The 25,388-nt window shown below is 36.1% G+C and carries 27 protein-coding genes; 16 read left to right on the top strand and 11 right to left on the bottom strand.

Annotation, left to right across the window (positions count from 1 at the left end):
- Positions 1–12 precede the first annotated feature (12 nt).
- The 11 genes from I6760_RS10050 to ylxM all read right to left on the bottom strand — a co-directional run bounded on the left by I6760_RS10050 (position 13) and on the right by ylxM (position 6,876).
- Positions 13–771, bottom strand: coding sequence for a ribonuclease HII (locus tag I6760_RS10050; protein WP_196594296.1), 759 nt, complete (start codon positions 769–771; stop codon positions 13–15).
- Positions 772–869: 98 nt separating this feature from the next.
- Positions 870–1,742 carry a ribosome biogenesis GTPase YlqF gene (gene ylqF, locus I6760_RS10055; RefSeq protein WP_196594297.1) on the bottom strand — a complete coding sequence of 291 codons (873 nt, stop codon included), beginning with the start codon at positions 1,740–1,742 and terminating at the stop codon, positions 870–872.
- A gap of 75 nt (positions 1,743–1,817) precedes the next feature.
- Entirely contained in the window at positions 1,818–2,342 is a 525-nt protein-coding gene (gene lepB / locus I6760_RS10060; RefSeq protein ID WP_196594298.1) for a signal peptidase I, read from the bottom strand.
- A gap of 97 nt (positions 2,343–2,439) precedes the next feature.
- Positions 2,440–2,781, bottom strand: coding sequence for a 50S ribosomal protein L19 (gene rplS / locus I6760_RS10065; RefSeq protein ID WP_196594299.1), 342 nt, complete (start codon positions 2,779–2,781; stop codon positions 2,440–2,442).
- Positions 2,782–2,864: 83 nt separating this feature from the next.
- On the bottom strand, positions 2,865–3,614 hold the full coding sequence (gene trmD, locus I6760_RS10070) for a tRNA (guanosine(37)-N1)-methyltransferase TrmD (RefSeq protein ID WP_196594300.1): 750 nt from the start codon (positions 3,612–3,614) through the stop codon (positions 2,865–2,867).
- A gap of 5 nt (positions 3,615–3,619) precedes the next feature.
- Complete coding sequence (rimM, locus tag I6760_RS10075) at positions 3,620–4,141, bottom strand: ribosome maturation factor RimM (protein WP_196594301.1); 522 nt, start codon at positions 4,139–4,141, stop codon at positions 3,620–3,622.
- Positions 4,113–4,520 (bottom strand): YlqD family protein, encoded by a 408-nt coding sequence (locus tag I6760_RS10080; RefSeq protein ID WP_196594302.1) that lies wholly within the window; start codon positions 4,518–4,520, stop codon positions 4,113–4,115. The genes rimM and I6760_RS10080 overlap by 29 nt, the downstream gene beginning before the upstream one ends.
- 82 nt (positions 4,521–4,602) lie before the next feature.
- Positions 4,603–4,830, bottom strand: a complete 228-nt coding sequence (locus I6760_RS10085; RefSeq protein ID WP_196594303.1) for a KH domain-containing protein — start codon at positions 4,828–4,830, stop codon at positions 4,603–4,605.
- 15 nt (positions 4,831–4,845) lie between these two features.
- The gene (gene rpsP / locus I6760_RS10090) at positions 4,846–5,121 is read right to left on the bottom strand and encodes a 30S ribosomal protein S16 (RefSeq protein ID WP_196594304.1); all 276 of its coding nucleotides are present in this window, start codon (positions 5,119–5,121) and stop codon (positions 4,846–4,848) included.
- A 14-nt stretch (positions 5,122–5,135) separates the two neighbouring features.
- Positions 5,136–6,506 (bottom strand): signal recognition particle protein, encoded by a 1,371-nt coding sequence (gene ffh, locus I6760_RS10095; protein WP_196594305.1) that lies wholly within the window; start codon positions 6,504–6,506, stop codon positions 5,136–5,138.
- 16 nt (positions 6,507–6,522) lie between these two features.
- A complete protein-coding gene (ylxM, locus tag I6760_RS10100; RefSeq protein WP_196594306.1) occupies positions 6,523–6,876 on the bottom strand; it encodes a YlxM family DNA-binding protein in 354 nt (117 codons plus the stop codon).
- A 413-nt stretch (positions 6,877–7,289) separates the two neighbouring features.
- Here ylxM and I6760_RS10105 point away from each other — a divergent pair, with 413 nt between their 5' ends.
- The 16 genes from I6760_RS10105 (at position 7,290) to I6760_RS10180 (ending at position 25,361) form a co-directional block, all read left to right on the top strand.
- Complete coding sequence (locus tag I6760_RS10105) at positions 7,290–7,643, top strand: NADH-quinone oxidoreductase subunit A (RefSeq protein ID WP_196594307.1); 354 nt, start codon at positions 7,290–7,292, stop codon at positions 7,641–7,643.
- On the top strand, positions 7,634–8,134 hold the full coding sequence (locus tag I6760_RS10110) for an NADH-quinone oxidoreductase subunit B (RefSeq protein WP_196594308.1): 501 nt from the start codon (positions 7,634–7,636) through the stop codon (positions 8,132–8,134). Before I6760_RS10105 ends, I6760_RS10110 begins: the two co-directional genes overlap by 10 nt.
- Positions 8,131–8,595: an NADH-quinone oxidoreductase subunit C gene (locus I6760_RS10115; protein ID WP_196594309.1), complete on the top strand. Its 465-nt coding sequence runs from the start codon at positions 8,131–8,133 to the stop codon at positions 8,593–8,595. The genes I6760_RS10110 and I6760_RS10115 overlap by 4 nt, the downstream gene beginning before the upstream one ends.
- Positions 8,596–8,597: 2 nt before the next feature.
- The gene (locus I6760_RS10120) at positions 8,598–9,695 is read left to right on the top strand and encodes an NADH-quinone oxidoreductase subunit D (RefSeq protein WP_196594310.1); all 1,098 of its coding nucleotides are present in this window, start codon (positions 8,598–8,600) and stop codon (positions 9,693–9,695) included.
- Between the two features lie 20 nt (positions 9,696–9,715).
- Positions 9,716–10,753 (top strand): NADH-quinone oxidoreductase subunit NuoH, encoded by a 1,038-nt coding sequence (nuoH, locus tag I6760_RS10125; protein ID WP_196594311.1) that lies wholly within the window; start codon positions 9,716–9,718, stop codon positions 10,751–10,753.
- Between the two features lie 11 nt (positions 10,754–10,764).
- Entirely contained in the window at positions 10,765–11,169 is a 405-nt protein-coding gene (locus tag I6760_RS10130) for a NuoI/complex I 23 kDa subunit family protein (protein ID WP_196594312.1), read from the top strand.
- Positions 11,162–11,671: an NADH-quinone oxidoreductase subunit J family protein gene (locus tag I6760_RS10135; protein ID WP_196594313.1), complete on the top strand. Its 510-nt coding sequence runs from the start codon at positions 11,162–11,164 to the stop codon at positions 11,669–11,671. The genes I6760_RS10130 and I6760_RS10135 overlap by 8 nt, the downstream gene beginning before the upstream one ends.
- A complete protein-coding gene (nuoK, locus tag I6760_RS10140; protein ID WP_231036230.1) occupies positions 11,668–11,979 on the top strand; it encodes an NADH-quinone oxidoreductase subunit NuoK in 312 nt (103 codons plus the stop codon). The genes I6760_RS10135 and nuoK overlap by 4 nt, the downstream gene beginning before the upstream one ends.
- Positions 11,980–11,993: 14 nt before the next feature.
- Complete coding sequence (gene nuoL / locus I6760_RS10145) at positions 11,994–13,901, top strand: NADH-quinone oxidoreductase subunit L (protein ID WP_196594314.1); 1,908 nt, start codon at positions 11,994–11,996, stop codon at positions 13,899–13,901.
- Positions 13,902–13,903: 2 nt separating this feature from the next.
- Positions 13,904–15,442 (top strand): complex I subunit 4 family protein, encoded by a 1,539-nt coding sequence (locus tag I6760_RS10150; protein ID WP_231036232.1) that lies wholly within the window; start codon positions 13,904–13,906, stop codon positions 15,440–15,442.
- Positions 15,442–16,863, top strand: a complete 1,422-nt coding sequence (locus I6760_RS10155; protein ID WP_196594315.1) for an NADH-quinone oxidoreductase subunit N — start codon at positions 15,442–15,444, stop codon at positions 16,861–16,863. The genes I6760_RS10150 and I6760_RS10155 overlap by 1 nt, the downstream gene beginning before the upstream one ends.
- Positions 16,864–17,315: 452 nt before the next feature.
- The gene (kdpA, locus tag I6760_RS10160) at positions 17,316–19,133 is read left to right on the top strand and encodes a potassium-transporting ATPase subunit KdpA (RefSeq protein WP_196594316.1); all 1,818 of its coding nucleotides are present in this window, start codon (positions 17,316–17,318) and stop codon (positions 19,131–19,133) included.
- Between the two features lie 26 nt (positions 19,134–19,159).
- Entirely contained in the window at positions 19,160–21,223 is a 2,064-nt protein-coding gene (gene kdpB / locus I6760_RS10165) for a potassium-transporting ATPase subunit KdpB (RefSeq protein WP_196594317.1), read from the top strand.
- A 13-nt stretch (positions 21,224–21,236) separates the two neighbouring features.
- On the top strand, positions 21,237–21,827 hold the full coding sequence (gene kdpC, locus I6760_RS10170) for a potassium-transporting ATPase subunit KdpC (protein ID WP_196594318.1): 591 nt from the start codon (positions 21,237–21,239) through the stop codon (positions 21,825–21,827).
- A 146-nt stretch (positions 21,828–21,973) separates the two neighbouring features.
- Positions 21,974–24,670 (top strand): sensor histidine kinase, encoded by a 2,697-nt coding sequence (locus tag I6760_RS10175; protein WP_196594319.1) that lies wholly within the window; start codon positions 21,974–21,976, stop codon positions 24,668–24,670.
- Positions 24,663–25,361, top strand: coding sequence for a response regulator (locus tag I6760_RS10180; protein WP_196594320.1), 699 nt, complete (start codon positions 24,663–24,665; stop codon positions 25,359–25,361). The genes I6760_RS10175 and I6760_RS10180 overlap by 8 nt, the downstream gene beginning before the upstream one ends.
- Positions 25,362–25,388 lie beyond the last annotated feature (27 nt).

Consider the following 25,388-nt stretch of genomic DNA (forward strand, 5'->3'; position numbering starts at 1 on the left):
TCTCCTTATTTATTACATTGACTTTATTGGTTCGAAGGAACGGCGATGTATAGGACACGGTCCGTATTTTTGTAATGCCTCAATATGATTTTTGGTTCCATAACCTTTATGACGGGAAAATCCATACTGGGGGTATTTTTTATCATATTCATTCATTAAATGGTCACGTTCTACTTTAGCTATAATAGACGCAGCGGCTATAGATGCACTTTTGGAATCACCTTTTATTATGGAGAGATGGGGGATTTCCAGTAAGTTTAACGGTGTTGCATCTATGAGTACCTGCTCAGGAGTAATTCCAAGACCGTATATAGCATTATACATGGCATTCATTGAAGCCTGATAAATATTTATGCGGTCAATGGTTTTTTCATCTATGATAGAACGGCTTATAGATAAAGCTTTTTCGGTTATTAAAGTATAAATTTTTTCCCGCATAGCAGGTGCAAGTTTTTTAGAATCATTTAATTTAGGAATAAAACAACCTATAGGTAGAATAACGGCAGCAGCTATTACTGGTCCGGCAAGGGGACCGCGCCCGGCTTCATCAACTCCTGCAATATAGTTTATGCCTTGTTCTTTAAATTGATATTCATATTTATATAAATTATGCAGACGGGATTTTTCTTTTTGTTCGTTAGTATAGTGTTTAAGAAGCTGCTGGACAGATTTTCTTTTATCTGTATGCAGCATAGAGATAATGTCATCATTGATATTATCTTTTTCAAGAATAGAGGCAATCTCTCTCGTTGACATATTCTTTAAGTTCATATATTTACCTATAAAAATACACCATATTACCAATTCGGTATATGATGCATTTTTTCCTTGTTGTATTGATATTTTTTGGTTAACCTTATAACTAATATTTAAAGCGAAGGTGATTCTAATGAAATCCGGCCCAACCGGCCGCTGCGAAAGTCAGTGAAAATAACCGTTATGACTTTTTCGGCATCAATGTTGCCGCCTTTTATCAGACAGCCGCGTTTTTGACCGATTATGTGGAACAGTTCTTCACAAGTGTCAGGCAGATTGGTAAGGTTGAATCGTGATAGTAAGGCTGGGCCGTAATGTTCTTTTAGAAAATCCAGCAAAAGCATGGCTACCTTTTCTTTGTCATAGATATCATCCTTTACAGCACCACTGAAAGCAAGATTTAAGCCAACTATAGGATCGTCAAATTTTGGCCATAGAAGACCGGGCATATCAAGAAGATCGATATTCTTATTTATACGTATCCATTGTTTTGTTCTAGTGACACCTGGGCGGTTTTCAGTTTTAGCAGCGGATGATTTTGCCAGACGGTTTATGAGAGAGGATTTTCCTACGTTGGGAATACCTACAATCATAGCTCTGGCACTTCTGGGGTTAGCACCGTGGGAAGCAAATTTTTCCGTTTGTTTTTTCGTTAAAGCTGTGATAGCAGACATAAGTGTTTTTAGGTTTTTACCCTTTACAGAATCAATAGATATGGCTGTTTTACCCATTAATTTATAAAATCTAATCCATTCATCTGTTATAACTGGATCAGCAAGGTCTGCTTTATTTAAAACAATAATATGAGGTTTACTGCCAATCATGCTTTTTATTATAGGATTAGAACTTGATAGTGGAATACGTGAATCGAGAAGTTCAATTACGATGTCGACTAATTTCAAATTTTCTTCAATTAAGCGGCGGGCCTTTGTCATGTGTCCTGGAAACCATTGGACTAAAGGTATATTAATATTCTGTTCGTTCATTTTTATCTCCATTTAGTTAGAAAAAACGCCGGTATAACCGACGTTTTTATTATCTTATATGAAACATCTAAAAAGTCAAGGCAGAGAATGGATTTCATTTAATGGCCAAAAGACTAATACAGCTTTTCCCCTTATCAAATTAAATGGAACAAAACCAACATCAGGGAAACGACTGTCTTCGGAATTGTTACGATTATCTCCCATGACAAATATATGTCCTGCTGGAATAGTGGTCAAAGGATAATCACCCTTGGTCTGGCTGAGAATATAAGGTTCATTTTGTAATTTCCCATTGACAAAAACATGTCCATTTTTTATTTCTATAGTATCCCCTGGTAGAGCAATGACTCTTTTTATAAAATCACGGCTGGGATCTTTTGGATACTGAAAAATAAGAACTTCGCCTTTTTTTGGTTCACGGAAACGGTAGACGAATTTGTTAACTACCAGGCGTTCATGATTCTCTAATGTAGGTTCCATGGAAGGACCATCAACGAGATATAGTTCAACAATAAAATGACGTATGAATAAAGCAAGAACTACCGCAATAACAATTGATATAATCCAGTCTTTAATTTCTGCGCCTAATGATTTGTTCATATTCAGCCTCCAGCGGATAAGTTTTATTTGTAGGAAATTATTTTAAAACAAAAGAAAAGAGGACTGCCTTAAAGGCGCAGCCCCCAACAACAAATTATCAGCGTCTTTCTTTTATACGGGCAGCTTTACCAGTAAGATTGCGTAAGTAGTAAAGTTTTGCTCTGCGTACAACGCCTTTGCGTATAACATCAATTTTTGCTAAACGCGGAGAATGAACAAGAAAAGTACGTTCAACACCAATACCATATGACATACGTCTTACGGTAAACATTTCTCGTACACCACTACCCTGGCGAGCTATTACAACACCTTCAAACATCTGAATACGTTCATGAGTTCCTTCAACAACTTTTACATGCACGCGTACGGTGTCACCTGGTTGGAACTGAGGAATATCTGTTCTTAATTGTTCCTGTTCCAATACTTGGATGATATTCATTATTTTTCCTCCTTAACATCAATCGTTCATGGAATTTATATTACCAGCGGACCGATTGCAATACTTTCTAATTCTATCATAATTTAATTTTGTGTGCAATCATTTTCTATTTTTTTTAGCATTTCATGTTCTTCGGCAGATAAAGTCGTTTTATTGAGCAGATCAGGACGGTTTTTATAAGTTATTTCCAAAGCTTTTTTTTTGCGCCAGTTATCGATTCTGCCATGGTCACCTGATAATAATATTTCCGGTACGGATAAATTTTTATATTCTCGTGGCCGGGTGTACTGCGGGTATTCCAATATGCCATTATAAAAAGAGTCAGTTACAGCTGACTCTTTTGATCCCAATACGTCAGGCAGCATGCGGGAAACAGCATCAATAATTACCATACAGGCAAGTTCACCACCGGTAAGGACGTAATCCCCAATGGAAATTACTTCATCAGCAAGATTATCCACAATCCGGTTGTCAAAACCTTCGTAGTGTCCGCAAAGAAAAATTAGGGAGTCATATTTTGCTAATTGTTTGGCTTTTTCTTGTGAAAATGTTTTGCCGCTGGGAGATAATAAAATTGTCCGTGAAGTTGTTTCGACGGACAGGTTTATTTTTACATCGGCTACAGCACGAAAAAACGGTTCAGGTTTCAGCACCATGCCGGCACCGCCGCCGAATGGTACATCATCTACCTGATGGTGTTTATCATAAGTATAATCACGTGGATTAGTAAATTTTAGTTCAAGGATATTTTTTTCTATAGCACGGTTTATTATACTGTGGTTAAAGGGTCCGTTAAACATTTCTGGAAATAAGGAAATTATATTTATTTTCATTTTAGTTAGGCTTCATCTGGCATAATAACATCTATGCGCTTATTTTTTATATCTATTTTTGTGACGACTTTTTTTAAGGCAGGGATAAGTATTTGCTGTTTAGTTACGGGATTTTCTGTGATGTAGACATCATTACTACCAGTTTTTATAATATCAGTGATGATTCCTAGAAAATTACCATTCTCGTTATATACGTCAAGTCCTATTATATCGAAAGCATAGTATTCTCCTGGATTGAGAGGTGCAACATTACAGCGGGCTATTTTTAACATTTTTCCTGTAACTGCAGCTGCTTTTTCCCGGTTGTCAAACGATTCTGCCTTAATAATGATGAAGTCATTGCTATAACGGGCAGAAATAATATTTATGGTAGTATTGTCTATATATGCTTCATGAAGATTCGTAAATCTTTCGGGAAAATCAGTTAAAGGATAAACCCGCAATTCTCCTTTAACTCCATGGGGTTTACCTATTTTCCCAATAGTTATAAGTTTTTCTTCAGTCGCGCATTTCGATAATTTTTCCATCTTCTACCAATAATTCTGTATTCATTATTTCGGGCATGGTATCGCCTACTTTTACTTCGACAAGACGCTGTAGTGTGCCTTGAATTACTTCAGCGCCAAGTTCCAAATCTTCAGTTGCGGAAATTTTTCTTTTTAGATCTTCTTTATATGACGCACGTTTTTGTTTTTCTTCTTCCATGCGCTGCAGCAATATGGAAACACGCTGTACATCATCGGTGCTTTGTTCAGAAAGAACTTTTTTCATATCCTTTTCTATGCGGGAAACTTCGGCATCGGTTTTTTCGATTTCACGTGTTAAATTATGAAGCATATTAGTTTTAAATTTTTCAGTTACTTTAGCTTTTATGGTTATGGGACATTGTAACGTTATGGATTCCATTATATTTATGAACCTCCAGCATATAATTTTATATAGTGTAACAGCGGCAAGGTCTTTTTGCAAAAAACGCTGCCGCTGTTAATTAAATGATATCAACTATGACTTTTTTACATTCACGGGCTGCCGCGGCTTTTACGACAGTACGCATTGCCTTAGCAATACGGCCTTGTTTACCAATTACTTTTCCCATATCGTTATCTGCAACGGAAAGTTCGTAAATAATTGTTTTGCCGTCATCTTTTTCGTTAACAACAACCATATCAGGATTATCTACTAAAGATTTTGCTATAAGCTCAATAAGCTGTTTCATATCATAGCCTCTTTCTTACTTTTTCGCTTTTTTTGTTTCAGCGAATTTAGCCATTATACCTTTTTTAGCAAATAATGATTTTACAGTATCGGTTGGTTGAGCACCTTTGTTCATCCAATCGATAACTTTATCTTCTTCTACGTTTACGATAGCTGGATCTTTAGTCGCATCGTAGTTTCCTACTATTTCAATAAAACGACCGTCACGTGGAGCACGGGAATCAGCTACAACAATGCGATAAAATGGATTCTTTTTTGCACCCATACGGTTTAAACGAATTTTTACTGCCATTTAATATCACCTCCTTAAAAGGGAAATTTCATATTGCCTAAATTTTTGGAAAGATTATTCATACCTTTTTTCCCTTTTTGTTTAGTCATTTTTTTCATCATTTTTTTCATTTCGGCAAATTGCTTTAATAATTTATTAACATCCTGTACACGTGTACCACTGCCCGTAGCAATACGTTTCCGGCGACTGCCATTTATTATATTGGTGTTGTCCCTTTCAGCTGGTGTCATAGCGCGGATGATGGCTTCAATATGGGCAATGTCCTTATTATTTTTGAGATCCATGTCGACATTACCAAGTTTTTTCTTTAAACTGCCCATGCCCGGCAGCATCCCTAAAATTTTATCAAGAGAACCTAGTTTTTTTACTTGTTGCATCTGACTTAGAAAATCGTCAAGAGTAAATTGATTTTTGCGCAGAGCCTTTTCCATTTTTTTTGTTTCATTAGCATCAAATGATTCCTGCGCTTTTTCAATGAGAGATAAAATATCGCCCATATCAAGGATACGTGAAGCCATACGATCAGGATAAAATGGTTCTAAGGCTTCTAGTTTTTCGCCTGTGCCGACAAATTTTATAGGGCAGCCCGTTACGGCTTTAACTGATAAAGCGGCACCACCTCTGGCATCACCGTCCATTTTTGTGAGTACGACACCATCAAGACCGAGATCTTTATTGAAACTTTCAGCAACATTCACGGCATCCTGTCCGGTCATAGCATCAACTACAAGCAGAATTTCATGGGGATGCACATTTTGTTTTATGTGTTTTAATTCTTCCATTAATTCTTCATTAATATGAAGTCGTCCGGCTGTATCAATAATTATCACATCATTGGCATGTGAAGCGGCATGAGTAAGTGACTCTTTGGCTATTTTTACCGGGTCCGTACCTTCGGGCAGCGAAAAAACAGGAATATCCAGCTGCTGGCCAATAACCTGCAGTTGTTTAACAGCGGCGGGCCGATAAATATCGGCAGCAACAAATAAGGGTTGTTTGCCTTGTTTTTTGAACATTGTACCAAGTTTGCCTACAGAAGTAGTTTTACCTGCGCCCTGAAGACCAACCATCATTATTATTGTTGGTGGATTAGGGGCAATATTTATGCGGCTTATAGAGCCGCCCATTAAGTCAGTAAGTTCCTCATTAACTATTTTTATTACTGCCTGGGCTGGAGTAAGACTTTCAAGGATATTAGAACCAATAGCACGTTCTTTAACTTTGGCAACAAATTGTTTTACTACCTTGAAGTTGACATCAGCTTCCAATAGAGCCATTCTTATATCGCGCATAGCTGTATTTACATCATCTTCGGAAAGACGTCCATGGCCGCGCAGCTTTTTGAAGGTGTCCTGCAATTTTTCGGCTAATGATTCAAAAATCAATACGATCAATCTCCTTTCAAATAATTTGGGAATTTAATAATTTTCGCACGTCTTTTTTTATGTTATTAAATTCTTTTATATGAACATCATGTTTTAAATTGTTAATTTGTAGTAGAATATTATTTAATAGAATTTGTGCTGTTTTATGTTTTTCAATAAGTTTCAATTTCATTTCGTATTTTTCTAAAGTTTTTTCACAGCGGTGAATCATATCGTAAGCTGATTGCCTGGATATTCCATAAAAATCAGCTATTTCGGATAAAGACCAGTCATCATATAAATGCATTTTTAAACATTCCTGCTGTTTTTTTGTCAATAAAACACCATAAAAGTCAAAAAGTATGCCTAATCGAAAAAAACTGTCTGACATTTATGTCACCTCAATAATTATGATACTCTGGGAAATATTATAAGCAATGATAAAAATAATGTCAAGTGTTTTTACTTGTCATAAAAAGTTTATATAATTTTTATTTTCATAATAATAAGTTTCTGATTTTAATCATTTGTCTAAATATAGCAGATAATATGAGGCTGATTGATTTAAAACATTGGTTTTACTTGATATTTACCTAATACGTTATTGGAAAACAATTTATAGCTTTGTTACAATGTTATAAATAATATAAATAATATACTGTAGAATTATAAGATACATATATTTGACAATAATCATTAATTATATTATAAATGAGATACTTTTAAAATCAGCAAAGAATAATTTTTTATAGAATATTTTTTGTTAATATAATAATTCTTATACTTTTAAGTGGAGGCGATAACATGTCAATATTAATGAAAATGGTTATTTTTTTAGTCATAGCATGTATTTTTCCTGTGTTAGCGATGATTGTACCTTTACTGGTTGAACCGAGACGTCCTAATCCAGAGAAAAATTCCCAATATGAATGCGGGGTTGATACCGTTGGACGCAATGTTCCACGATATCGTATAAGTTATTTTTTGTATGCAATTATTTTCGTTGTATTTGATGTAGAAACTGTTTTCTTATTTCCGTGGGCAGTAGAATTTAGTAAGCTGGGTTTATTTGCCTTGATAGAAATGTTTATTTTTGCGGGAATATTGGTTGTTGGGCTGGCTTACGCCTGGAAGAAAGGGGCTTTAACATGGAAATAGCGGAAAGAGTGCCGGAAGTATTGCGGAATAATGTTATGATTACGACAATAGATGGACTTTTTAGATGGGCAAGAAGTAATTCTTTATGGCCGTTTTCTTCTGGATTAGCCTGCTGCGCTATTGAAATGATGTGTGCAGCAGCAGCACGCTTTGATTTGGCTAGATTTGGCTATGAAGTTTTTCGTACATCGCCGCGACAGGCTGATTTGTTTATTGTGGCAGGGACTCTTACCTGGAAAATGGCACCGCCGTTAAAACGTTTATATGAGCAAATGCCGGAACCTAAATATGTTATTGCAATGGGAAGCTGCGCGAATGCGGGTGGACCTTTTGCTGATGCTTATTCTGTAGTGCCAGGAGTTGATAAAATAATTCCCGTTGATGTGTATGTTCCTGGATGTCCTCCCCGGCCAGAAGCACTTATAGAAGGTATGTTGAAGCTGAGGGAAAAAATTCGTCATCCACAGGTTGCAGAAAAGGCGATAAAATGAAAAGAAAGTATATAGAAAAAGAAAATTTGGTAAATATTAAAAATATACAGGCTTATGAGATAGAATACGATAATACATTAGAAAATCCGCCTATTATATTGAAAAAGGGTAATTTTTTGTCATTTATGAAAATGCTAAAAAAAGATTATAAATTTGATATGCTGTCTAATGTTATGGCGGTTGATTATCCAGATTTTTTTGAAATGGTATATGATTGCACAAATAGAAGTGAATATAAAGAAATTATGGTAAAAGTCCGTTTGGACAAAAATGAGCCTAGAATAGATTCACTGGTATCGCTTTGGCCAGAGGCTGATTTTCAAGAACGGGAGCAATACGATTTAATGGGAATATATTTCGTTGGGCATCCAAATTTGAAAAGAATATTGCTGCCGGATGATTTTGTTGGCTATCCGTTGCGCAAAGATTTCAAGCCAGTCAGTAATGAAGGGGAGAGATAAATATGATAAAAACAGAACCCTATCAGTTATCAATGGGACCGGTTCATCCAAGCACACATGGTGTTTTACAGGTTTTACTGACGCTTGACGGGGAAAGAATATTGAAAGCTGTTCCCTGCATGGGATATTTGCATCGCGGTATTGAAAAGTTGATGGAATCACGAACCTATTTTCAGTGTCTGCCATATACTGACAGACTGGATTATGTTTCTGGAATGAATAATAATCTTTCATATTGCAGTGCCGTAGAAAAACTGGCGCAAATAGAAGTGCCGAAACGGGCCCAATATATAAGGGTTATAATGGCGGAACTTAATCGTATAGCCAGTCATATGATTTTTGTTGGTTCCTTGGCTGTAGATATTGGAGCTACTACAGGAATGATCTATCCTTTTCGTGACCGGGAACGTATCCTTGATATATTTAATGAAATTTGTGGGGCCAGAATGACATTTACATATATAAGGATTGGTGGAGTGAGAAATGATCTGTCACCAAGAATTGTTTCTATGATTAGTGATTTTCTGACTAAACTTCCGGGAATGATAGATGAATATAATGATCTCCTATCTGGCAATGAAATATTGCAGCACCGCTTAAAAAACACATCAATATTGACTGCCGAACAGGCATTGAGCCTGGGAATAACAGGACCAATGCTCAGAGCCAGTGGTATAAATTATGATTTGCGCAAGGATAACACATATAGTTCTTATGATGACTTTGATTTTTCTATTCCTTTAGGAAAAATTGGTGATAATTGGGATCGCTATATAGTAAGAGTAAAAGAAATGACACAAAGTGCAAAGATAATAAAGCAGGCAATTGCTGGACTTCCTACGGGTGAATTTATAGCCAAAGTGCCTAAAGTTCTGCGACCGCCAAAAGGTGAAGTTTATGATACTACAGAAGGGCCGCGCGGAGAAGTGGGGTATCATATAGTGAGTGATGGGTCAGTTAAACCGTATCGTATACATATCAGAAGACCTTCTTTCGTTAATCTTCAGGCACTAGATATAATGTGCAAGGGATATCTTGTCGGTGATGTGGTATCTGCAATGGCTACTATGGATCCTATTTTGGGAGAAGTTGACTGCTAAAAATAGAGGAGGGCGAGATAATGCATTATGGTTTATTAATGTCAATAGCAAATATGTTGTCTAATGGAATAAATTCAATTGTAAACAGCCGTATAGGTACACAGATTATAATGGCATTGATTGAAATTATAGCAATATTTGCGGTTATTTCTGTTGCCGTAATTATACTAGTTTATATGGAACGACGTGTATGCGGTTTTATTCAGGATAGATTGGGTCCAAACAGAGTAGGCCCATTTGGAATTTTACAAACAGTAGCTGATATGATAAAACTAATGACGAAAGAGGATATAATACCGAAAAAAGCCCATAAAATACTATGGGGTATAACGCCAATGCTGCTATTTGTTCCGGCAGCACTTGTTTATGCAGTATATCCTTTTGGTGACGGAGCTATTTTTGCTGATGTCAATATAGGAATATTTTTTGTCATGGCAGTAATGTCGCAGTCTGTTCTAATGTTTTTGCTAGGTGGTTTTGCATCAGAAAATAAATATTCATTTATAGGGTCTATGAGGGCTGTGGCTCAGATGCTCAGTAGTGAAATTCCCATGGCTTTTTCTATATTGGCAGTAGTTATGATCACTGGTTCTTTGAAAATGAGTGATATAGTTTCAGCTCAGTCGAATGCGTGGTTTGTAGTATTGCAGCCATTAGCATTCATTATTTTTATTATATCAATGATAATGGAAACCAATCGTACTCCGTTTAACCTTGTTGAAGGGGAATCTGAAATTATAGCCGGTCCGTTTACTGAATACAGTGGCATGCGCTGGGCATTATTCTTTTTGTCAGAATATGCCAATCTTTTAAGCGCAGCAATATTAACTGTGACTTTGTTTTTAGGCGGCTGGCATGGTCCATTATTGCCTGGCGTGTTTTGGTTTATCATAAAAGTGTTTATAGTTATTTTCATATTTATGTGGATAAGTTGGACCTATCCTCGTACCAGGATAGATCAGATGATGTCGCTGAGCTGGAAGATTTTACTGCCACTGGCACTTCTTAATATTGTAGTGACTGGAATAGGCGTTTACATTTATAAATGGATGTACTGAGGTGATTGAATATGCAGGGAAAAGGATTATTAGTCGGCCTAGGAATTACAATAAAACATTTTTTTCGTAAAAAGGAGACTGTGCAGTATCCAGAAGAAAAGCTGCCAATGCCGGAAACATTTCGTGGTGGTAAGCTGGTTTTGGATGAAAAAAAGTGTATCGCTTGTAAAATGTGTTCAATGGCCTGTCCTAATAAGGCATTGGATTTAACTGTGGAAATAGATGAAAACAAAAAAAGACATATGAAGAAATATATTCATAAATCAGGACGCTGCCTTTATTGTGATTTTTGCGTAGAAGCATGCCCAACAAAAGCTATTAGCTGGAATCGGGATTATGAGATATCTTGCTATCATAAAGATGAATTAACTTATGATGCAGTAGAAAATAATAGAAAGGATGATACTCATGAATAATGCAATGGATACAGTTTTATTTTATGTATTAGCATTAATTGTCATTATTGCAGCATGTGGAATAGTTTATTGTAAAAATCTGGTCCATTCAGCATTGTTTATGACATTATGCTTTATATCAATTGCAGGTCTTTATGTGTTGCTCAATGCTGATTTTCTAGCTGCAGTACAGCTTATGGTATATGCAGGAACAGTTGTTATTTTGATTGCACTAGGCATAATGATGACTAGGCGTATTTCTATGGATCGCAGTAATATGGCAGAAAGAAAATACACTGGCTGGGTAAAATGTATTTCAGTAGTATTATTTATATGTTTAAGCTATATATTTATAAATTTTCCAGTCCCATTGGCAAAAGTAAATACTGTACAGGATACAGTGGCAGCTTTGGCGCAGTTGTTATTAGGACATTATGTTCTAGCATTTGAAATTGCTGCAGTATTGCTTTTGGCTGCGATGATTGGTGCTGTTGTTCTTGCAAAGGGAGCTGATGATAAATGAATATAGGATTAACACAATTTCTTGTTTTAAGTGCAGCACTTTTTTGTATTGGCTTGTATGGTATACTAGTAAAAAGAAATTTATTTTCCATACTTATGTGTATAGAGTTAATGCTGAATGGTGTAAATATAAGTTTAGCCGCATTTAATTATTTTCTACCGATGCCGGATCTTTCAGGGCAGGTTATGATGATATTTTCTATTACTGTAGCTGCTGCTGAAGTGGCAATCGGATTAGCCCTTATTTTTAGAATATATCATGATTTTAACACAGTGAATATTGATAAAATAAATAATATGAAAGGTTAAGGGAGGGAAGAAATATGGGGCAGTTTGTACTTACACATGCTTGGCTCATCCCTTTGGTACCGGCATTAGCTTTTGCGATAATAGGATTATTTACTAGAAGCTTACATAAATTATCAGCAATTATATCGGTAGGGGCTATTTTTTTTAGTTTTATAATGTCTCTGGGAATAGTTTATATGGTGCTTAGCCTGGGAATAAGCGTTGACATGCCATTTATACAAAGAGTTGAATGGATAAAAATAGCCGGACTGCATTTTGATATGGGGGTCATAATTGACCCCTTATCAGCAATAATGTTGCTTGTTGTTTCATTGGTTTCCCTGTTAGTGCAAATTTATTCTGTCGGATATATGAAGGGCGACAAGGGTTATGGTAGGTTTTTTTCTTATATTTCCTTATTTTGTGCATCAATGCTTGGATTGAATATATCAATAAATTTTATTCAAATGTATGTTTTTTGGGAATTAGTCGGGCTGTGTTCATATCTGTTGATAGGCTTTTATTATTACCATATACCGGCAAGGGAAGCGGCAAAGAAAGCTTTTATAACTACTCGAATTGGTGATTTTGGACTGTTAATAGGAATTTTAGCTTTGCAGACTTTATTTGGAACAGTTGATTTTATTCAGCTCAGACAGATAATTCCCGTATATATTACAGCCAGTGGAACGGGCGTTTTAACAATTATCGGTATTTTGTTATTTATGGGACCAATAGGTAAATCGGGGCAGTTCCCGTTACATGTCTGGCTGCCTGATGCTATGGAAGGACCAGCACCAGTTTCGGCTTTAATTCATGCAGCAACGATGGTGGTTGCTGGTGTTTATCTAGTAGCAAGAGCATATTTCTTATTTTCTTCACTGCCTGTTTTAATGAATATAATAGCGTGGGTGGGTGGTTTTACTGCTTTCTTCGGAGCTAGTATTGCTTTTTCACAGCGTGCCATAAAGCGAATACTGGCTTATTCTACAATAAGTCAGCTGGGGTATATGATGCTGGCATTGGGTGTAGGGTCGCTCACTGCTTCTATGTTTCATCTTATGACGCATGCCTTTTTTAAATCATTATTATTTCTGTGTGCAGGCGCAGTTATGCATGCAATAAATGATGAAGCGGATATTTTTAAAATGGGTGGCTTACGTAAAAAAATGCCATTGGTATTTGTGACAATGACTATTGGTGTCCTGGCAATTTCAGGATTGCCACCATTTTCTGGATTCTTTTCTAAAGATGCTATTTTAGCAGCGACAGCTAAAGTTAGTATGCCGCTGTATATAATAGGGGTAATAACCGCTTTTATGACAGCTTTTTATATGGCGAGGTTATTATTTGTCGTATTTTTTGGTGAATGTAAACAGAAAAATATACATACAATATCTAATTTCATGCAGGTTCCGCTTGTGATCTTAGCAGCTTTGGCTGCTGTAGCAGGATTTGCCGGATATATATGTAATTTTGGTGATTGGGTGAGGTTTGGCCCGCCTGTGAAAGAACATATGGATATAATGCTGGCATCACTTTCAACTGTGTTATCATTGGCAGCTTTTGTGTTTGCTTGGAATCTATATGGCAGTAAAAGATGGTCAGTTGATGCTATAACGAAAAAATTGGGAATAATATATACTATCAGTTTTAATAAATACTATATTGATGAATTTTATGCTTTTTTATGCAGAATATTTATTGATGGAATAGGAAAAATAATGTATTTTATAGATTTATATATTATTGACGGAATAGTTAATGCTGCTTCCAGTTTGGTATTGTTTTTCAGTAGTGTTTTATCAAAATTTCAAACCGGTCAGGTACAGCGGTATGCAGCTGTATTCTTCTGCGGTGTTATCATACTGTTGATGTGCAGTATCGTGTATTTCGATAAAATAAGCGGATTAATAGCAATAGCTGGGGGAGGTGCTTTCTAATTATGGATTTTCCTTTATTATCGACGATTTTACTTACGCCGATTTTTGCGGTCATTCTTTTAATGTTCATATCACCATCTTCATTTAAGGCAATAAAAATAATTACAGCTGTAGCTATGCTCATAAGCTTTGCTTTAACAATTTATGTCTATATTATGTATGACAGCTCAGTAGGCGGCATGCAGTTTACACAAAGCATACCATGGATAAGTGATCTGGGCGTTTCCTATGCAGTGGGGGTTGATGGGATATCCCTGCCGATGTTGTTTTTAACTAATATAATAGGCTTGGCGGCTGTTTTTAGTTCATGGAATATAAATACGCGGCCCAAAGAATTTTTTATATTACTACTTATATTGATTGCGGGAGTAATGGGAACATTTATTGCCTGTGATTTATTTATATTTTTGCTTTGCTATGAACTTGTGGTTATTCCTATTTATATTATGGTAATAATATGGGGATCAACTAAAAGAGTCAGTAAGGAATATGCCGGGATGAAACTGACGATATATTTGCTGATTGGATCAGCATTTATGTTAGTGGGAATAGTAGCCTTGTATTTGCAGGCTTTTCCAGCCGGAATGCGTACTTTTAATATAGCGGTATTATCAAATGCTCATTTGCTAGGAACTCTAAGTCAGAATTTCCAAATTGTGGTATTTTTTCTGTTGTTGCTGGGATTTGGTACACTGCTCTCAATGTTTCCTTTTCATACATGGTCACCAGACGGATATGCAGGAGCTCCAACAGCTGTTTCTATGATTCATGCTGGTGTCTTAAAAAAGATAGGCGGCTATGGATTGATCAGGCTGGGACTTTTAATATTACCGGCAGGGGCCAAGTTCTGGGCACCGCTCATAATAATTTTTGGCTTAGTAAATGTAATATATGCTGCTTATATAGCAATTGTGCAAAAAGATTTAAAATATGTAATCGGGTATTCTTCGGTTTCCCATATGGGCTATGTGTTACTGGGGTTTGCTGCTTTGAATACAATAAGTTTGACCGGAGCGGTAGCTAATATGGTTGCCCATGGTATTATGAGTGCCTTATTTTTTGCCATGATCGGTTATGTATATGAAAAAACACATATGCGCAGTGTTGACGAACTGCATGGCATTGCTCATCAAATGCCTCGTGTGGCAACAGGATTTATGCTTGCCGGGATGTCTTCTGTAGGATTGCCGGGACTGATAGGTTTCATTCCTGAATATACTATTTTCCTGGGGTTGTTCAAGGAATATCCTATTTTAGCAATTGTAGCTATTTCCGGTATAGTGTTCACCGCAATTTATATTCTTCGTATATTGCAAAAAGTGTTATTTGGTCCCAGAGACAGAGGTTTTGATAAATTTGCTGATGCTAAAGGGCCTGAATTGGTACCATTATTGCTTTTAGGGACAGTACTTGTTCTGTTTGGTTTATTCCCACAGCTTATGATGGGAATGATAAATAGTGGAATAGCACCGTTGAATCCATTATTGCATGAATTGAATAGTGCCCCCTCTTTATTCGTAACGTTAGGGGGAATATGGTAATGAATTTATATGTTATATATCCGGAAATTACAGTTTTATTGTTAGCACTGATGATTACAATAATTGATTTGATATTGCCAGCTGCTGAAACAAGACGCAGCCTGGGGTATATTTCGATTATGGTATTAGGTGGTTTATTCATTAGTTTGTTTTATCAATACCATATAGAAAGTTCAGCATATTTTTATAACCATTTATTTTATTTTGATAACTATGCGATATTTTTTAAACAGTTATTTTTACTAGCAGTAATATTGACTATATTATTTTCACTTGATTATGCAGAAAAACTGCGGTACAGCGGCGAATTTTATGCGATGATATTATTTGCGCTTATTGGCATGATGGTTTTAGCTTCTGCCAATGATTTTTTAACTATGTTTATAGGTTTGGAATTAATGACAGTATGCTTTTATGCGCTTACAGGGTTTAAGTTGGATGACAAAAAATCATCAGAAGCTGGTATAAAGTATCTTATAATAGGGTCTTCTTCTACAGCAGTAACATTATATGGGATAAGCTTGATTTATGGAACTGCACACAGTCTGAGTTTTTCTGACATAACATTGGGGCTTTCAACTTTTTCCTTAATGGGAATGGCTGGCATGACAATGGTAGTAATTGGATTGTTTTTCAAAATGTCCATAATTCCTTTTCATATGTGGGCACCAGATGTTTATGAGGGAGCACCTACACCTGTTACCGGCTTGCTGGCAATGGGATCTAAAGCAGCGGCTATTGCTGTATTTATTCGTATCTTATTTGTGGCATTTTTGCATGCAGCAAATTATTTTCTGCCGGTTCTGGCTGTTTTTTCGGCAATATGCATGATCGGAGGAAATATTGCCGCAATAAAACAAAAAAATATAAAACGGATGCTTGCTTATTCCTCTATTGCGCAGGCTGGTTATATGATGGTTGGAATCTGTGCGGGCAGTCATCAGGGAATGAAAGCGGTTATGTTTTATGCTTTTCTATATGTTCTGGCTAATGTGGGAGCATTTGCTGTTTTATCTGTAGTTGATAAACAAAATAAAGGAACAGATTATGAGCATTTGTCAGGGTTGTCGCAAAGTGCACCGGTATTGGCAATGGTCATGGCAATATCGTTATTATCAATGGCAGGTATACCACCTACAGCAGGATTTGCCGGAAAGCTGTATTTGTTTACAGCAGTTGTCGAACAGGGATATTTATGGCTGGCTTTTGTCGGGTTTATTATGTCAATGATATCGGTTTATTATTATTTAAAGGTAGTAAAAGTAATGTATATGGGTAAACCGAGAGAAAAGAAGATTATTATATCCGGGTCAATTAGAGCAGTCGTTCTTATAAGTGCTGTTGCAACTATCCTATTTGGGATCTGGCCGCAGTATTTATCTATGGTGACAAATTTTGCATCAATAACGTTTATAAGATAAAAATTTTTTATAAAATGATATTTATCAATGTGTTAATATACTAACAAAATATGAATTGTATTAGAAAAATTAATATGATTAAAATAAAAAGACAAAGAAGCGAGAAGATAATTTCTCAGATTTCTTTGTCTTTTTTGGGTAAAATGATATAAATTTTACATATTTACAAGATAAAATATATTATTTTTATCTATGGCAATCCGTGGGTTGGGTAATAATAGTTTTTTGGTAACAATATTTAGAAGTTAAAATTTTTAATTATTATTTTTAAGTTGTATTTATACAATTTTAATATCTTTGATGATATTTCTAACACTATTTTTATTGTATATATATTATTATATTCACAAAAGGGGGGGGGAAGATATGAAAATAATGACTATCTTGAGTGGTATGACAGGTGTTGGTCTGCTTATATATTATTTCTATCTTTTAATAAAAGGAGATAAACAATGAATAACATTATGCAATATGTTTTTTTTATAATTATTTTAATAGTATTGGCAATTCCCTTAGGACAATATATTAAAAAAGTAATGAATGGCGAACAAGTTTTTCTTACTAAATTGCTATTGCCGGGAGAAAAAATATTTTATAAATTATTGGGAATAAATAGTACAGAATCTATGACAGGTAAGGAATATTTTAAGAGCGTATTATGGTTTTCTGTCCTAAGCTTCATGGTACTTTTTGTCATGGGATGTTTGCAAAATAATTTGCCATTTAATCCGCAGCATATGAGAAATTTGAACTGGGACTTGTCTTTTAATACAGCAGTAAGTTTTATTACTAACACCAACTGGCAGGCATATAATGGTGAACTACAGCTTAGTTATTTAGTTCAGTTTATGGGATTGACTACACAGAATTTTGTTTCGCCGGCAGCAGGGATAGCAGTGCTTTTCGCATTTATTCGCGGATTTGTAAAAAAAAGCAGTGACGGTATAGGAAATTTTTGGGTAGATATTATAAGAAGTATATTATATATTTTATTACCATTATCTTTTGTATTTGCGGTAATATTGTCTTCTCAGGGCGTCATCCAAAATTTTAGACCTGGAGAAACGGTAAGACTGCTTGAACCAGTTGCGGCAGATAGTAATGGAAATATATTGAAAAATGCAGTTATAAATGAAAAAACTGGGTTAGTGTATGTTAATGGGAAAATTATTGATGACGCAGAAATCATCGAACAGGAATTTGTTCCTATGGGGCCAGGGGCCAGCCAGATTGCTATAAAGCAATTAGGAACGAATGGTGGAGGCTTTATGGGAACAAATTCAGCGCATCCTTTGGAAAATCCTAATACCATGACTAACATACTAGAAATAATAGCAATACTTTTAATACCGGCAGCACTTTGTTTCTCTTTGGGCTATTTTGTCAAAGATGTTCGTCAGGGACGGTCTGTGTTTATGGCAATGCTGTTAATGCTTTTAATTTTTTTGTGCGTGATTGCTGTTAATGAACAAAATGCTACGCCGCAGCTGGCCCAAAATGGAGCAGTCGATATAGCTGCAACAAATGCTCAGGCTGGTGGGAATATGGAAGGTAAAGAAGCCAGGTTTGGCATAGCAGGATCAACGATATGGACTTCATTTACAACGGCTGCTTCTAATGGATCAGTTAATTCTATGCTGGATAGCTATACACCGCTTGGCGGATTAGTTGCTATGCTGCAAATGCAGCTGGGTGAAGTCATTTTTGGTGGAGTTGGCAGTGGATTATATGGGATGATGGCTTTTATAATCTTAACAGTGTTTATTGCTGGGCTTATGGTGGGACGGACACCAGAATATTTAGGTAAAAAAATTGAACCATATGAAATGAAATGGGCGGTATTTATTTGTTTAGCCACTCCTATAGCTATTTTGATATTTTCCGGTATAGCAGCATGTGTGCCAGAAGTAATTAATAGTTTAAATAATCATGGGCCGCATGGACTTTCGGAAATATTATATACATATTCTTCGACGGGAGCGAATAATGGTTCAGCATTTGCCGGATTCAATGCTAATATTCCTTTTGTAAATATCACAACAGGAATTTGTATGTTGTTTGCAAGATTTTTACCAATAGCTGGAGCATTAGCAATTGCGGATAATCTGATTAAAAAGAAAAAAATTGCTGTTACAGCGGGAACTTTGTCCACAAGTAATGCAATGTTTGTATTTTTACTGATATTTGTAGTGCTATTGATCGGTGCTTTAAGTTTTCTTCCGGCACTATCATTGGGGCCTATTGCAGAGTATATAAAGATGGTTTCCTGAAAAATTGAAAAGAGGAGAACCTTATTATGTCCAAAAATCAAGTTAATATTATTGACAAAAATATAATAATAAAAGCAATAAAAGATTCTTTTATTAAACTCAATCCTAAAGTACAGGTTAAAAATCCGGTTATGCTGTTAGTTTATATATCGGCAATATTAACAAGTATATTTTGGTTAATATCATTAAAAGAAAGCAAAAATATTTCTTCTGGTTATATTATAGCTATTGCAGTAATATTGTGGTTTACATCATTGTTTGGTAATTTTGCTGAGGCTATTGCTGAAGGACGTGGTAAAGCTCAGGCCGATTCCTTACGAGCTTCGAAAAAAGATGTTGATGCACATAAAATAAAGTCTATTGCAGAAAAAAATGTTTTTACCACAATATCATCGGCATTGTTAAAAAGAAATGATATTGTTATTGTAAAAGCAGGTGAACAAATTCCTGCTGATGGAGAAGTTGTTGAAGGAGCTGCTTCTGTTGACGAATCGGCTATTACGGGAGAATCAGCTCCGGTAATAAGGGAAAGCGGAGGTGACAGGAGCGCCGTGACTGGCGGTACAACAGTTATTTCTGATTGGCTGGTGATTAAAGTCACAAGTGAAAATGGTAAAAGTTTTCTTGATAAGATGATAGCAATGGTCGAAGGCGCAGCACGCAAAAAAACACCTAATGAAATGGCATTGCAGATATTTCTTGTAGCATTGTCAGTAATTTTTATTTTGGTAACAATGTCACTGTATGCCTATTCTGCTTTTAGTGCCGGACAAGCTGGCATGGAAAATCCTTCATCAGCAGCAACACTTATTGCGTTGCTTGTCTGTTTGGCCCCGACAACTATCGGAGCACTTTTATCGGCTATTGGTATAGCAGGTATGAGTCGTCTTAATCAGGCTAATGTTCTGGCAATGAGCGGCAGAGCTATTGAAGCAGCGGGTGATGTTGATATATTGATGCTTGATAAAACAGGAACGATTACCCTGGGAAACAGGCAGGCTAGTGAATTTATTGCTGTCGATGGCAATGATAAAAAGGCTTTGGCAGATGCAGCGCAGCTTGCCTCGCTGGCAGATGAAACACCTGAAGGCCGCAGTATAGTTATTTTGGCAAAAAAATTGTTTGCCATTCGTGGACGTCATATTGGAAATAATATGGTTTTTCAATCATTCAGTGCAAAAACGCGCATGAGCGGTGTTGATATAGACGGGGAAAAAATACGTAAAGGAGCAGCAGATGCAATACGACAATATGTTATTGCACAAGGAGGAATTTATTCTGATGAATGTGCCAATGCAGTAAAAAAAGCGGCAGAACAGGGAAGTACTCCTTTAGTAGTGGCAAGAAATGAAAAAATACTGGGAGTTATTGTTTTAAAAGACATAATAAAACAAGGGGTTGCAGAGAAATTCTCTGATCTTCGTAAAATGGGAATAAAAACTATTATGATTACCGGGGATAATCCTTTAACAGCTGCTGCTATAGCTGCCGAAGCTGGTGTAGATGATTTTTTGGCAGAGGCAACACCAGAAGGAAAACTTAAAATGATCCGCGATTTTCAAAAGAAGGGGCATCTTGTAGCGATGACAGGGGATGGAACTAATGATGCACCAGCTTTAGCACAGGCCGATGTGGCCGTGGCGATGAATACAGGAACACAAGCAGCTAAAGAAGCAGGGAATATGGTAGATCTTGATTCTTCGCCCACAAAGTTGATTGATATTGTGCGGATAGGAAAGCAGCTGTTGATGACGCGTGGGAGTTTGACTACATTTAGTATTGCCAATGATCTAGCCAAATACTTTGCAATAATACCGCCGTTGTTTGTCAGTATTTATCCAGGGCTGTCAGTTTTAAATATAATGGGGTTGCATACACCACAGAGCGCTATACTTTCGGCTGTTATTTATAATGCACTTATAATAGTTGCACTTATTCCTCTGGCACTGAAGGGCGTTAAATACCGTGAAGTATCAGCAGGAAAACTATTGTCAAGAAATCTTTTGCTCTATGGTGTAGGTGGGATAATAGTTCCTTTTATTGCAATAAAAATAATAGATGTGATTCTTACTGCACTAAATTTGGCGTAAAGGAGAAGTGAATATGGCGATAGTAAAAAAAGCTTTTTTGTCAGTGATATTTTTTACGATTTTATGTGGTTTTGTATATACCATGGTTGTTACAGGAATATCACAGGCATTATTTGCAAAAGAAACAAATGGTAGAATTATTGAAGTTAACGGTATTAAATATGGCAGTGAACTTATGGCACAGCAATTTACCGGCAATAAATATATGTGGGGACGTATAATGAAACTGAACATTGTTACAGTTAATGATAAGAGTGGAGCGAAATTGATGTATGCAGCACCATCAAATTTATCACCTGCTAGCAATGAATATAAAGAAATAGTTGCTCGCCGTGTAGCAAAAATCAAAGCAGCTGATCCGCAACAGGGAGATAAACCGATTCCCGTAGATCTAGTAACTAATTCTGGCAGTGGATTGGATCCTGATATTTCTCTGGCCGCAGCACAGTATCAGATACCGCGCATTGCAAAATATAATAATATGAGTTTCGAAGAAGTACAAAGAATAATAGATAAGTGTACTAGTCATAAGATATGGGGGTTTTTAGGGGAAGAAACAGTAAATGTTTTAAAAGTTAATCTGATGCTGGAGCATATTTTATAGTAAATATAGCAAAACCGTATCAAGCAGAAATAAATGTTTGATACGGTTTTTATTGGTTATTATAAAAAAAGAATATATAATGTGTATAGATTATTACCAGAGGTAAAATTAGTGGCCGCTGTGATAAGTACTATAGGAGTATAATTATGACAGAAACTCATAAATCACCTGATGAAATATTGCAGTTGATAGAAAAAGAAGAAAAAAAAGCAAAATATGGACAGTTGAAAATATTTTTCGGTTATGCGGCAGGCGTTGGCAAGACATATGCAATGCTTAAAGCGGCTCATAGGGAAAAAGATCAAGGAACAGATGTCGTTGCCGGATACATTGAACCACATGCCAGACCTCAGACAACAAAACTTTTGGCCGGGCTGGAGCAGCTGCCGCCGCGTATTGTCATCCATGGTGATATTTCACTTAAAGAATTTGATATAGACAGGGCTTTAATGCGTAAGCCGCAGCTTATTCTTGTTGACGAATTGGCCCACACCAATGCGGATGAATGCCGTCATAAAAAGCGCTATAAAGATATAGAAGAATTATTGAAAGCCGGTATTAATGTATATACTACAGTCAATGTACAGCATATTGAAAGTCTTAATGATATAGTAGCATCAATAACGGGGATAATTGTTCAGGAAAGAATACCAGACTTTGTTTTCGATAATGCAGATCAGGTGGAACTAGTTGATATAGAACCGGATGACCTTATAAAACGTCTTAATGAAGGGGCAATATATAAGACAGTACGAGTGCAGACAGCATTAAAAAATTTTTTTACTGTTGAAAATCTTATTGCTTTGCGGGAACTGGCTTTGCGTCGTACAGCCGATCGTGTGAATAAAATATCACAAAAAGCCCGTAGTGAGTCAAAAGGTGAATATTATACAGACGAGCATGTTCTTGTCTGCTTATCATCATCACCCTCAAATCCCAGGATAATAAGGACGGCAGCACGACTTTCCCGAGCTTTTAATGGCAAGTTTACGGCTCTTTTTGTTCGTACAGGTGATTTTGGAAATTATTCTGCTGCTAATAAACTGCGGTTGCGGGAAAATACTCGTCTGGCAGAACAGATGGGGGCGGGAATTGAAATGGTAACTGGTGATGATATTGCCTATCAGATCGCGGAATTTGCCAAATATGCCGGAGTGTCGAAAATAGTTATTGGCAGAAGTACAACTAAGTCAAAAATAGGTTTTATTCGTCAGGGATTTTTGGATAAGCTTATAAATTTGGCATCTAATCTGGATATTTATGTCATTCCTGATAAAGCCACACCTATTTATAAGAAAAAAATGAAATCAATATTCAGTAGAGGGGTTAATAAAGCTGATTTATATAAAATAGTTGTCATGTGGTTGGTGACAACCTTAATAGCATTTTTGTTTAGTATTATAAATCTTGGACAGGCTGATATAGCAACAATATATATATTAAGTGTACTAATAACAGGAGTTATAACATCAGATCGGTTTTATAGTATACTGTTATCTTTTTTTAATGTGCTTACCTTTGATTATTTGTTTGTTTCTCCCAAATATACATTTTCTTATTCAGACTATAAATATACAGGGACATTTTTGATAATGTTTATCGCAGCTTTTATCACGGCCAGTCTGGCTAGTAAAATAAAAAGGCAGTCAGAGCAGTCAGTTCAAACAGCTTATAGAACTAAAATATTACTTGATACCAATCAGCTGCTGCAAAAAGCAAAAGATATAAATGAAATAGCGCAAATTACTGCAGGCCAGCTTTTAAAATTAATCGGCAGGACGATTATCTATTATGGGTGTAATGAGGACAAATTGCTGGCACCTGTCATCAGGGCATCAGATAAAGACAAAGACCTTAATACATATATATCTGTTAATGAAAAAGCTGTTGCCCAGTGGGTTTTTAAAAATAATAAGCATGCCGGGGCATCTACCAATACATTAGGAAGTGCAAAGTGTCTGTATATGGCAATACGGACAGAGGATCGTGTTCATGGAGTTATTGGCATTGCACTTGCAGACAGTCGATTGGATCCTTTTGAAAGCAGTATTGTTTTATCTATCTTAGGAGAATGTTCACTGGCTATGGAAAAAGAATTGTATAATCAGAAACGCCGTCAGGCTGCGGTCCAGGTACAAAACGAAAAACTGCGCAGTAATTTTCTTCGATCCATTTCCCATGATTTGCGTACACCTCTGACCAGTATATCTGGCAATGCTGATTTTTTACTTAATAATGGGGAAAATATAGGTGCTGATAAACGAAAAAAAATTTATACAGCTGTTTATGATGATGCCAAATGGCTTATAAATCTTGTGGAGAATATTTTATCTATCACGCGCATAGAAAATGGCAATATGAAAATAAATCGACAAGTCGAGCTGATCAATGATGTAATAAATGAAGCTGTTTCCCATATAGCTGACTCACAGAAAGCAGGACATGTTATAAAGTTTATCGAACCAGCCAATATGTATTTTTCCAAGTTTGATGCAAAATTAATAATGCAGGTTGTTATTAACATAATTGACAATGCTTTGAAATATACGCCTGATGGTTCAATTATAGAAATAAAGGTGAAAAAACAGGGAAAATATATTGCTATATCTATTGCCGACGATGGTGACGGAATTGCCGATGACAAAAAAGAAAAAGTATTTGATATGTTTTACACAGGTGATAATAAATCTGCTGACAGCAGAAGAGGTATGGGGATTGGTCTAGCCTTATGCAAAAGTATAATAGAAGCTCATGGTGGGACAATAGAAATAAAGGATAATAAACCTAAGGGAACCATATTTGTATTCACATTGCTGGTGGAGGAGGTAAATATAAATGAATAAACCATTGTTGCTTGTAGTTGAAGATGATGCGGCAGTGCGCAGTCTTATAAGTATTACTCTGAAAATTGAAGATTATAAATTCCATACAGCAGAAACTGGACAACAGGCTGTTATTGAAGCCGTGTCACAAAAACCAGATATAATGATTCTGGATTTGGGACTGCCGGATATAGACGGAATAGAAATAATAAAAAAGATAAGGTCATGGTCTAAAATGCCGATAATAGTTGTCAGTGCTCGCAGTGATGATAAAGATAAAATAGAAGCACTGGATAATGGTGCTGATGATTATATCACAAAGCCTTTTTCAGTAGAAGAACTTTTAGCCAGAATACGTGCAGCACTTAGGCGGGCTACTTATATGATGTCAGAAAAAAATAAGGGTGCTGTGTTTATAAATGGCGGATTAAAAATTGATTATGCAGCCGGTTGTGTTTATATAGATGGTTTGGAAGTTCATTTGATGCCTATGGAATATAAGCTGTTATGTCTGTTAGCCAATAACCTGGGAAAAGTATTGACTTATAAGTATATAACAAGATCCATATGGGGAAATGCCTGGGATAACAATGTGGCGTCGTTAAGAGTATATATGGCAACTCTGCGGAAAAAAATAGAGAAAGATGCGGCTGTTCCCGAATATATTCAGACACATATTGGTATAGGCTATAGGATGTTGAAATTAGATTAACAGAGATTCTATTCTTGAAAAAAGCAT

This window comes from Pectinatus sottacetonis, from assembly GCF_015732155.1.
Lineage (GTDB): Bacteria > Bacillota > Negativicutes > Selenomonadales > Selenomonadaceae > Pectinatus > Pectinatus sottacetonis.

Coding starts and splice junctions, on each gene's coding strand:
- I6760_RS10050 (WP_196594296.1), bottom strand. CDS start 771: ATGAACTTAAAGAATATGTCAACGAGAGAGATTGCCTCTATTCTTGAA.
- kdpC (WP_196594318.1), top strand. CDS start 21,237: ATGGCGATAGTAAAAAAAGCTTTTTTGTCAGTGATATTTTTTACGATT.
- kdpA (WP_196594316.1), top strand. CDS start 17,316: ATGAATAACATTATGCAATATGTTTTTTTTATAATTATTTTAATAGTA.
- I6760_RS10130 (WP_196594312.1), top strand. CDS start 10,765: ATGCAGGGAAAAGGATTATTAGTCGGCCTAGGAATTACAATAAAACAT.
- trmD (WP_196594300.1), bottom strand. CDS start 3,614: ATGAAAATAAATATAATTTCCTTATTTCCAGAAATGTTTAACGGACCC.
- I6760_RS10180 (WP_196594320.1), top strand. CDS start 24,663: ATGAATAAACCATTGTTGCTTGTAGTTGAAGATGATGCGGCAGTGCGC.
- ylqF (WP_196594297.1), bottom strand. CDS start 1,742: ATGAACGAACAGAATATTAATATACCTTTAGTCCAATGGTTTCCAGGA.
- nuoL (WP_196594314.1), top strand. CDS start 11,994: ATGGGGCAGTTTGTACTTACACATGCTTGGCTCATCCCTTTGGTACCG.
- I6760_RS10110 (WP_196594308.1), top strand. CDS start 7,634: ATGGAAATAGCGGAAAGAGTGCCGGAAGTATTGCGGAATAATGTTATG.
- rplS (WP_196594299.1), bottom strand. CDS start 2,781: ATGAATATCATCCAAGTATTGGAACAGGAACAATTAAGAACAGATATT.
- I6760_RS10080 (WP_196594302.1), bottom strand. CDS start 4,520: ATGGAATCCATAACGTTACAATGTCCCATAACCATAAAAGCTAAAGTA.
- kdpB (WP_196594317.1), top strand. CDS start 19,160: ATGTCCAAAAATCAAGTTAATATTATTGACAAAAATATAATAATAAAA.
- I6760_RS10120 (WP_196594310.1), top strand. CDS start 8,598: ATGATAAAAACAGAACCCTATCAGTTATCAATGGGACCGGTTCATCCA.
- I6760_RS10155 (WP_196594315.1), top strand. CDS start 15,442: ATGAATTTATATGTTATATATCCGGAAATTACAGTTTTATTGTTAGCA.
- nuoK (WP_231036230.1), top strand. CDS start 11,668: ATGAATATAGGATTAACACAATTTCTTGTTTTAAGTGCAGCACTTTTT.
- lepB (WP_196594298.1), bottom strand. CDS start 2,342: ATGAACAAATCATTAGGCGCAGAAATTAAAGACTGGATTATATCAATT.
- I6760_RS10085 (WP_196594303.1), bottom strand. CDS start 4,830: ATGAAACAGCTTATTGAGCTTATAGCAAAATCTTTAGTAGATAATCCT.
- rpsP (WP_196594304.1), bottom strand. CDS start 5,121: ATGGCAGTAAAAATTCGTTTAAACCGTATGGGTGCAAAAAAGAATCCA.
- I6760_RS10105 (WP_196594307.1), top strand. CDS start 7,290: ATGTCAATATTAATGAAAATGGTTATTTTTTTAGTCATAGCATGTATT.
- I6760_RS10115 (WP_196594309.1), top strand. CDS start 8,131: ATGAAAAGAAAGTATATAGAAAAAGAAAATTTGGTAAATATTAAAAAT.
- I6760_RS10150 (WP_231036232.1), top strand. CDS start 13,904: ATGGATTTTCCTTTATTATCGACGATTTTACTTACGCCGATTTTTGCG.
- nuoH (WP_196594311.1), top strand. CDS start 9,716: ATGCATTATGGTTTATTAATGTCAATAGCAAATATGTTGTCTAATGGA.
- I6760_RS10135 (WP_196594313.1), top strand. CDS start 11,162: ATGAATAATGCAATGGATACAGTTTTATTTTATGTATTAGCATTAATT.
- rimM (WP_196594301.1), bottom strand. CDS start 4,141: ATGGAAAAATTATCGAAATGCGCGACTGAAGAAAAACTTATAACTATT.
- ylxM (WP_196594306.1), bottom strand. CDS start 6,876: ATGTCAGACAGTTTTTTTCGATTAGGCATACTTTTTGACTTTTATGGT.
- I6760_RS10175 (WP_196594319.1), top strand. CDS start 21,974: ATGACAGAAACTCATAAATCACCTGATGAAATATTGCAGTTGATAGAA.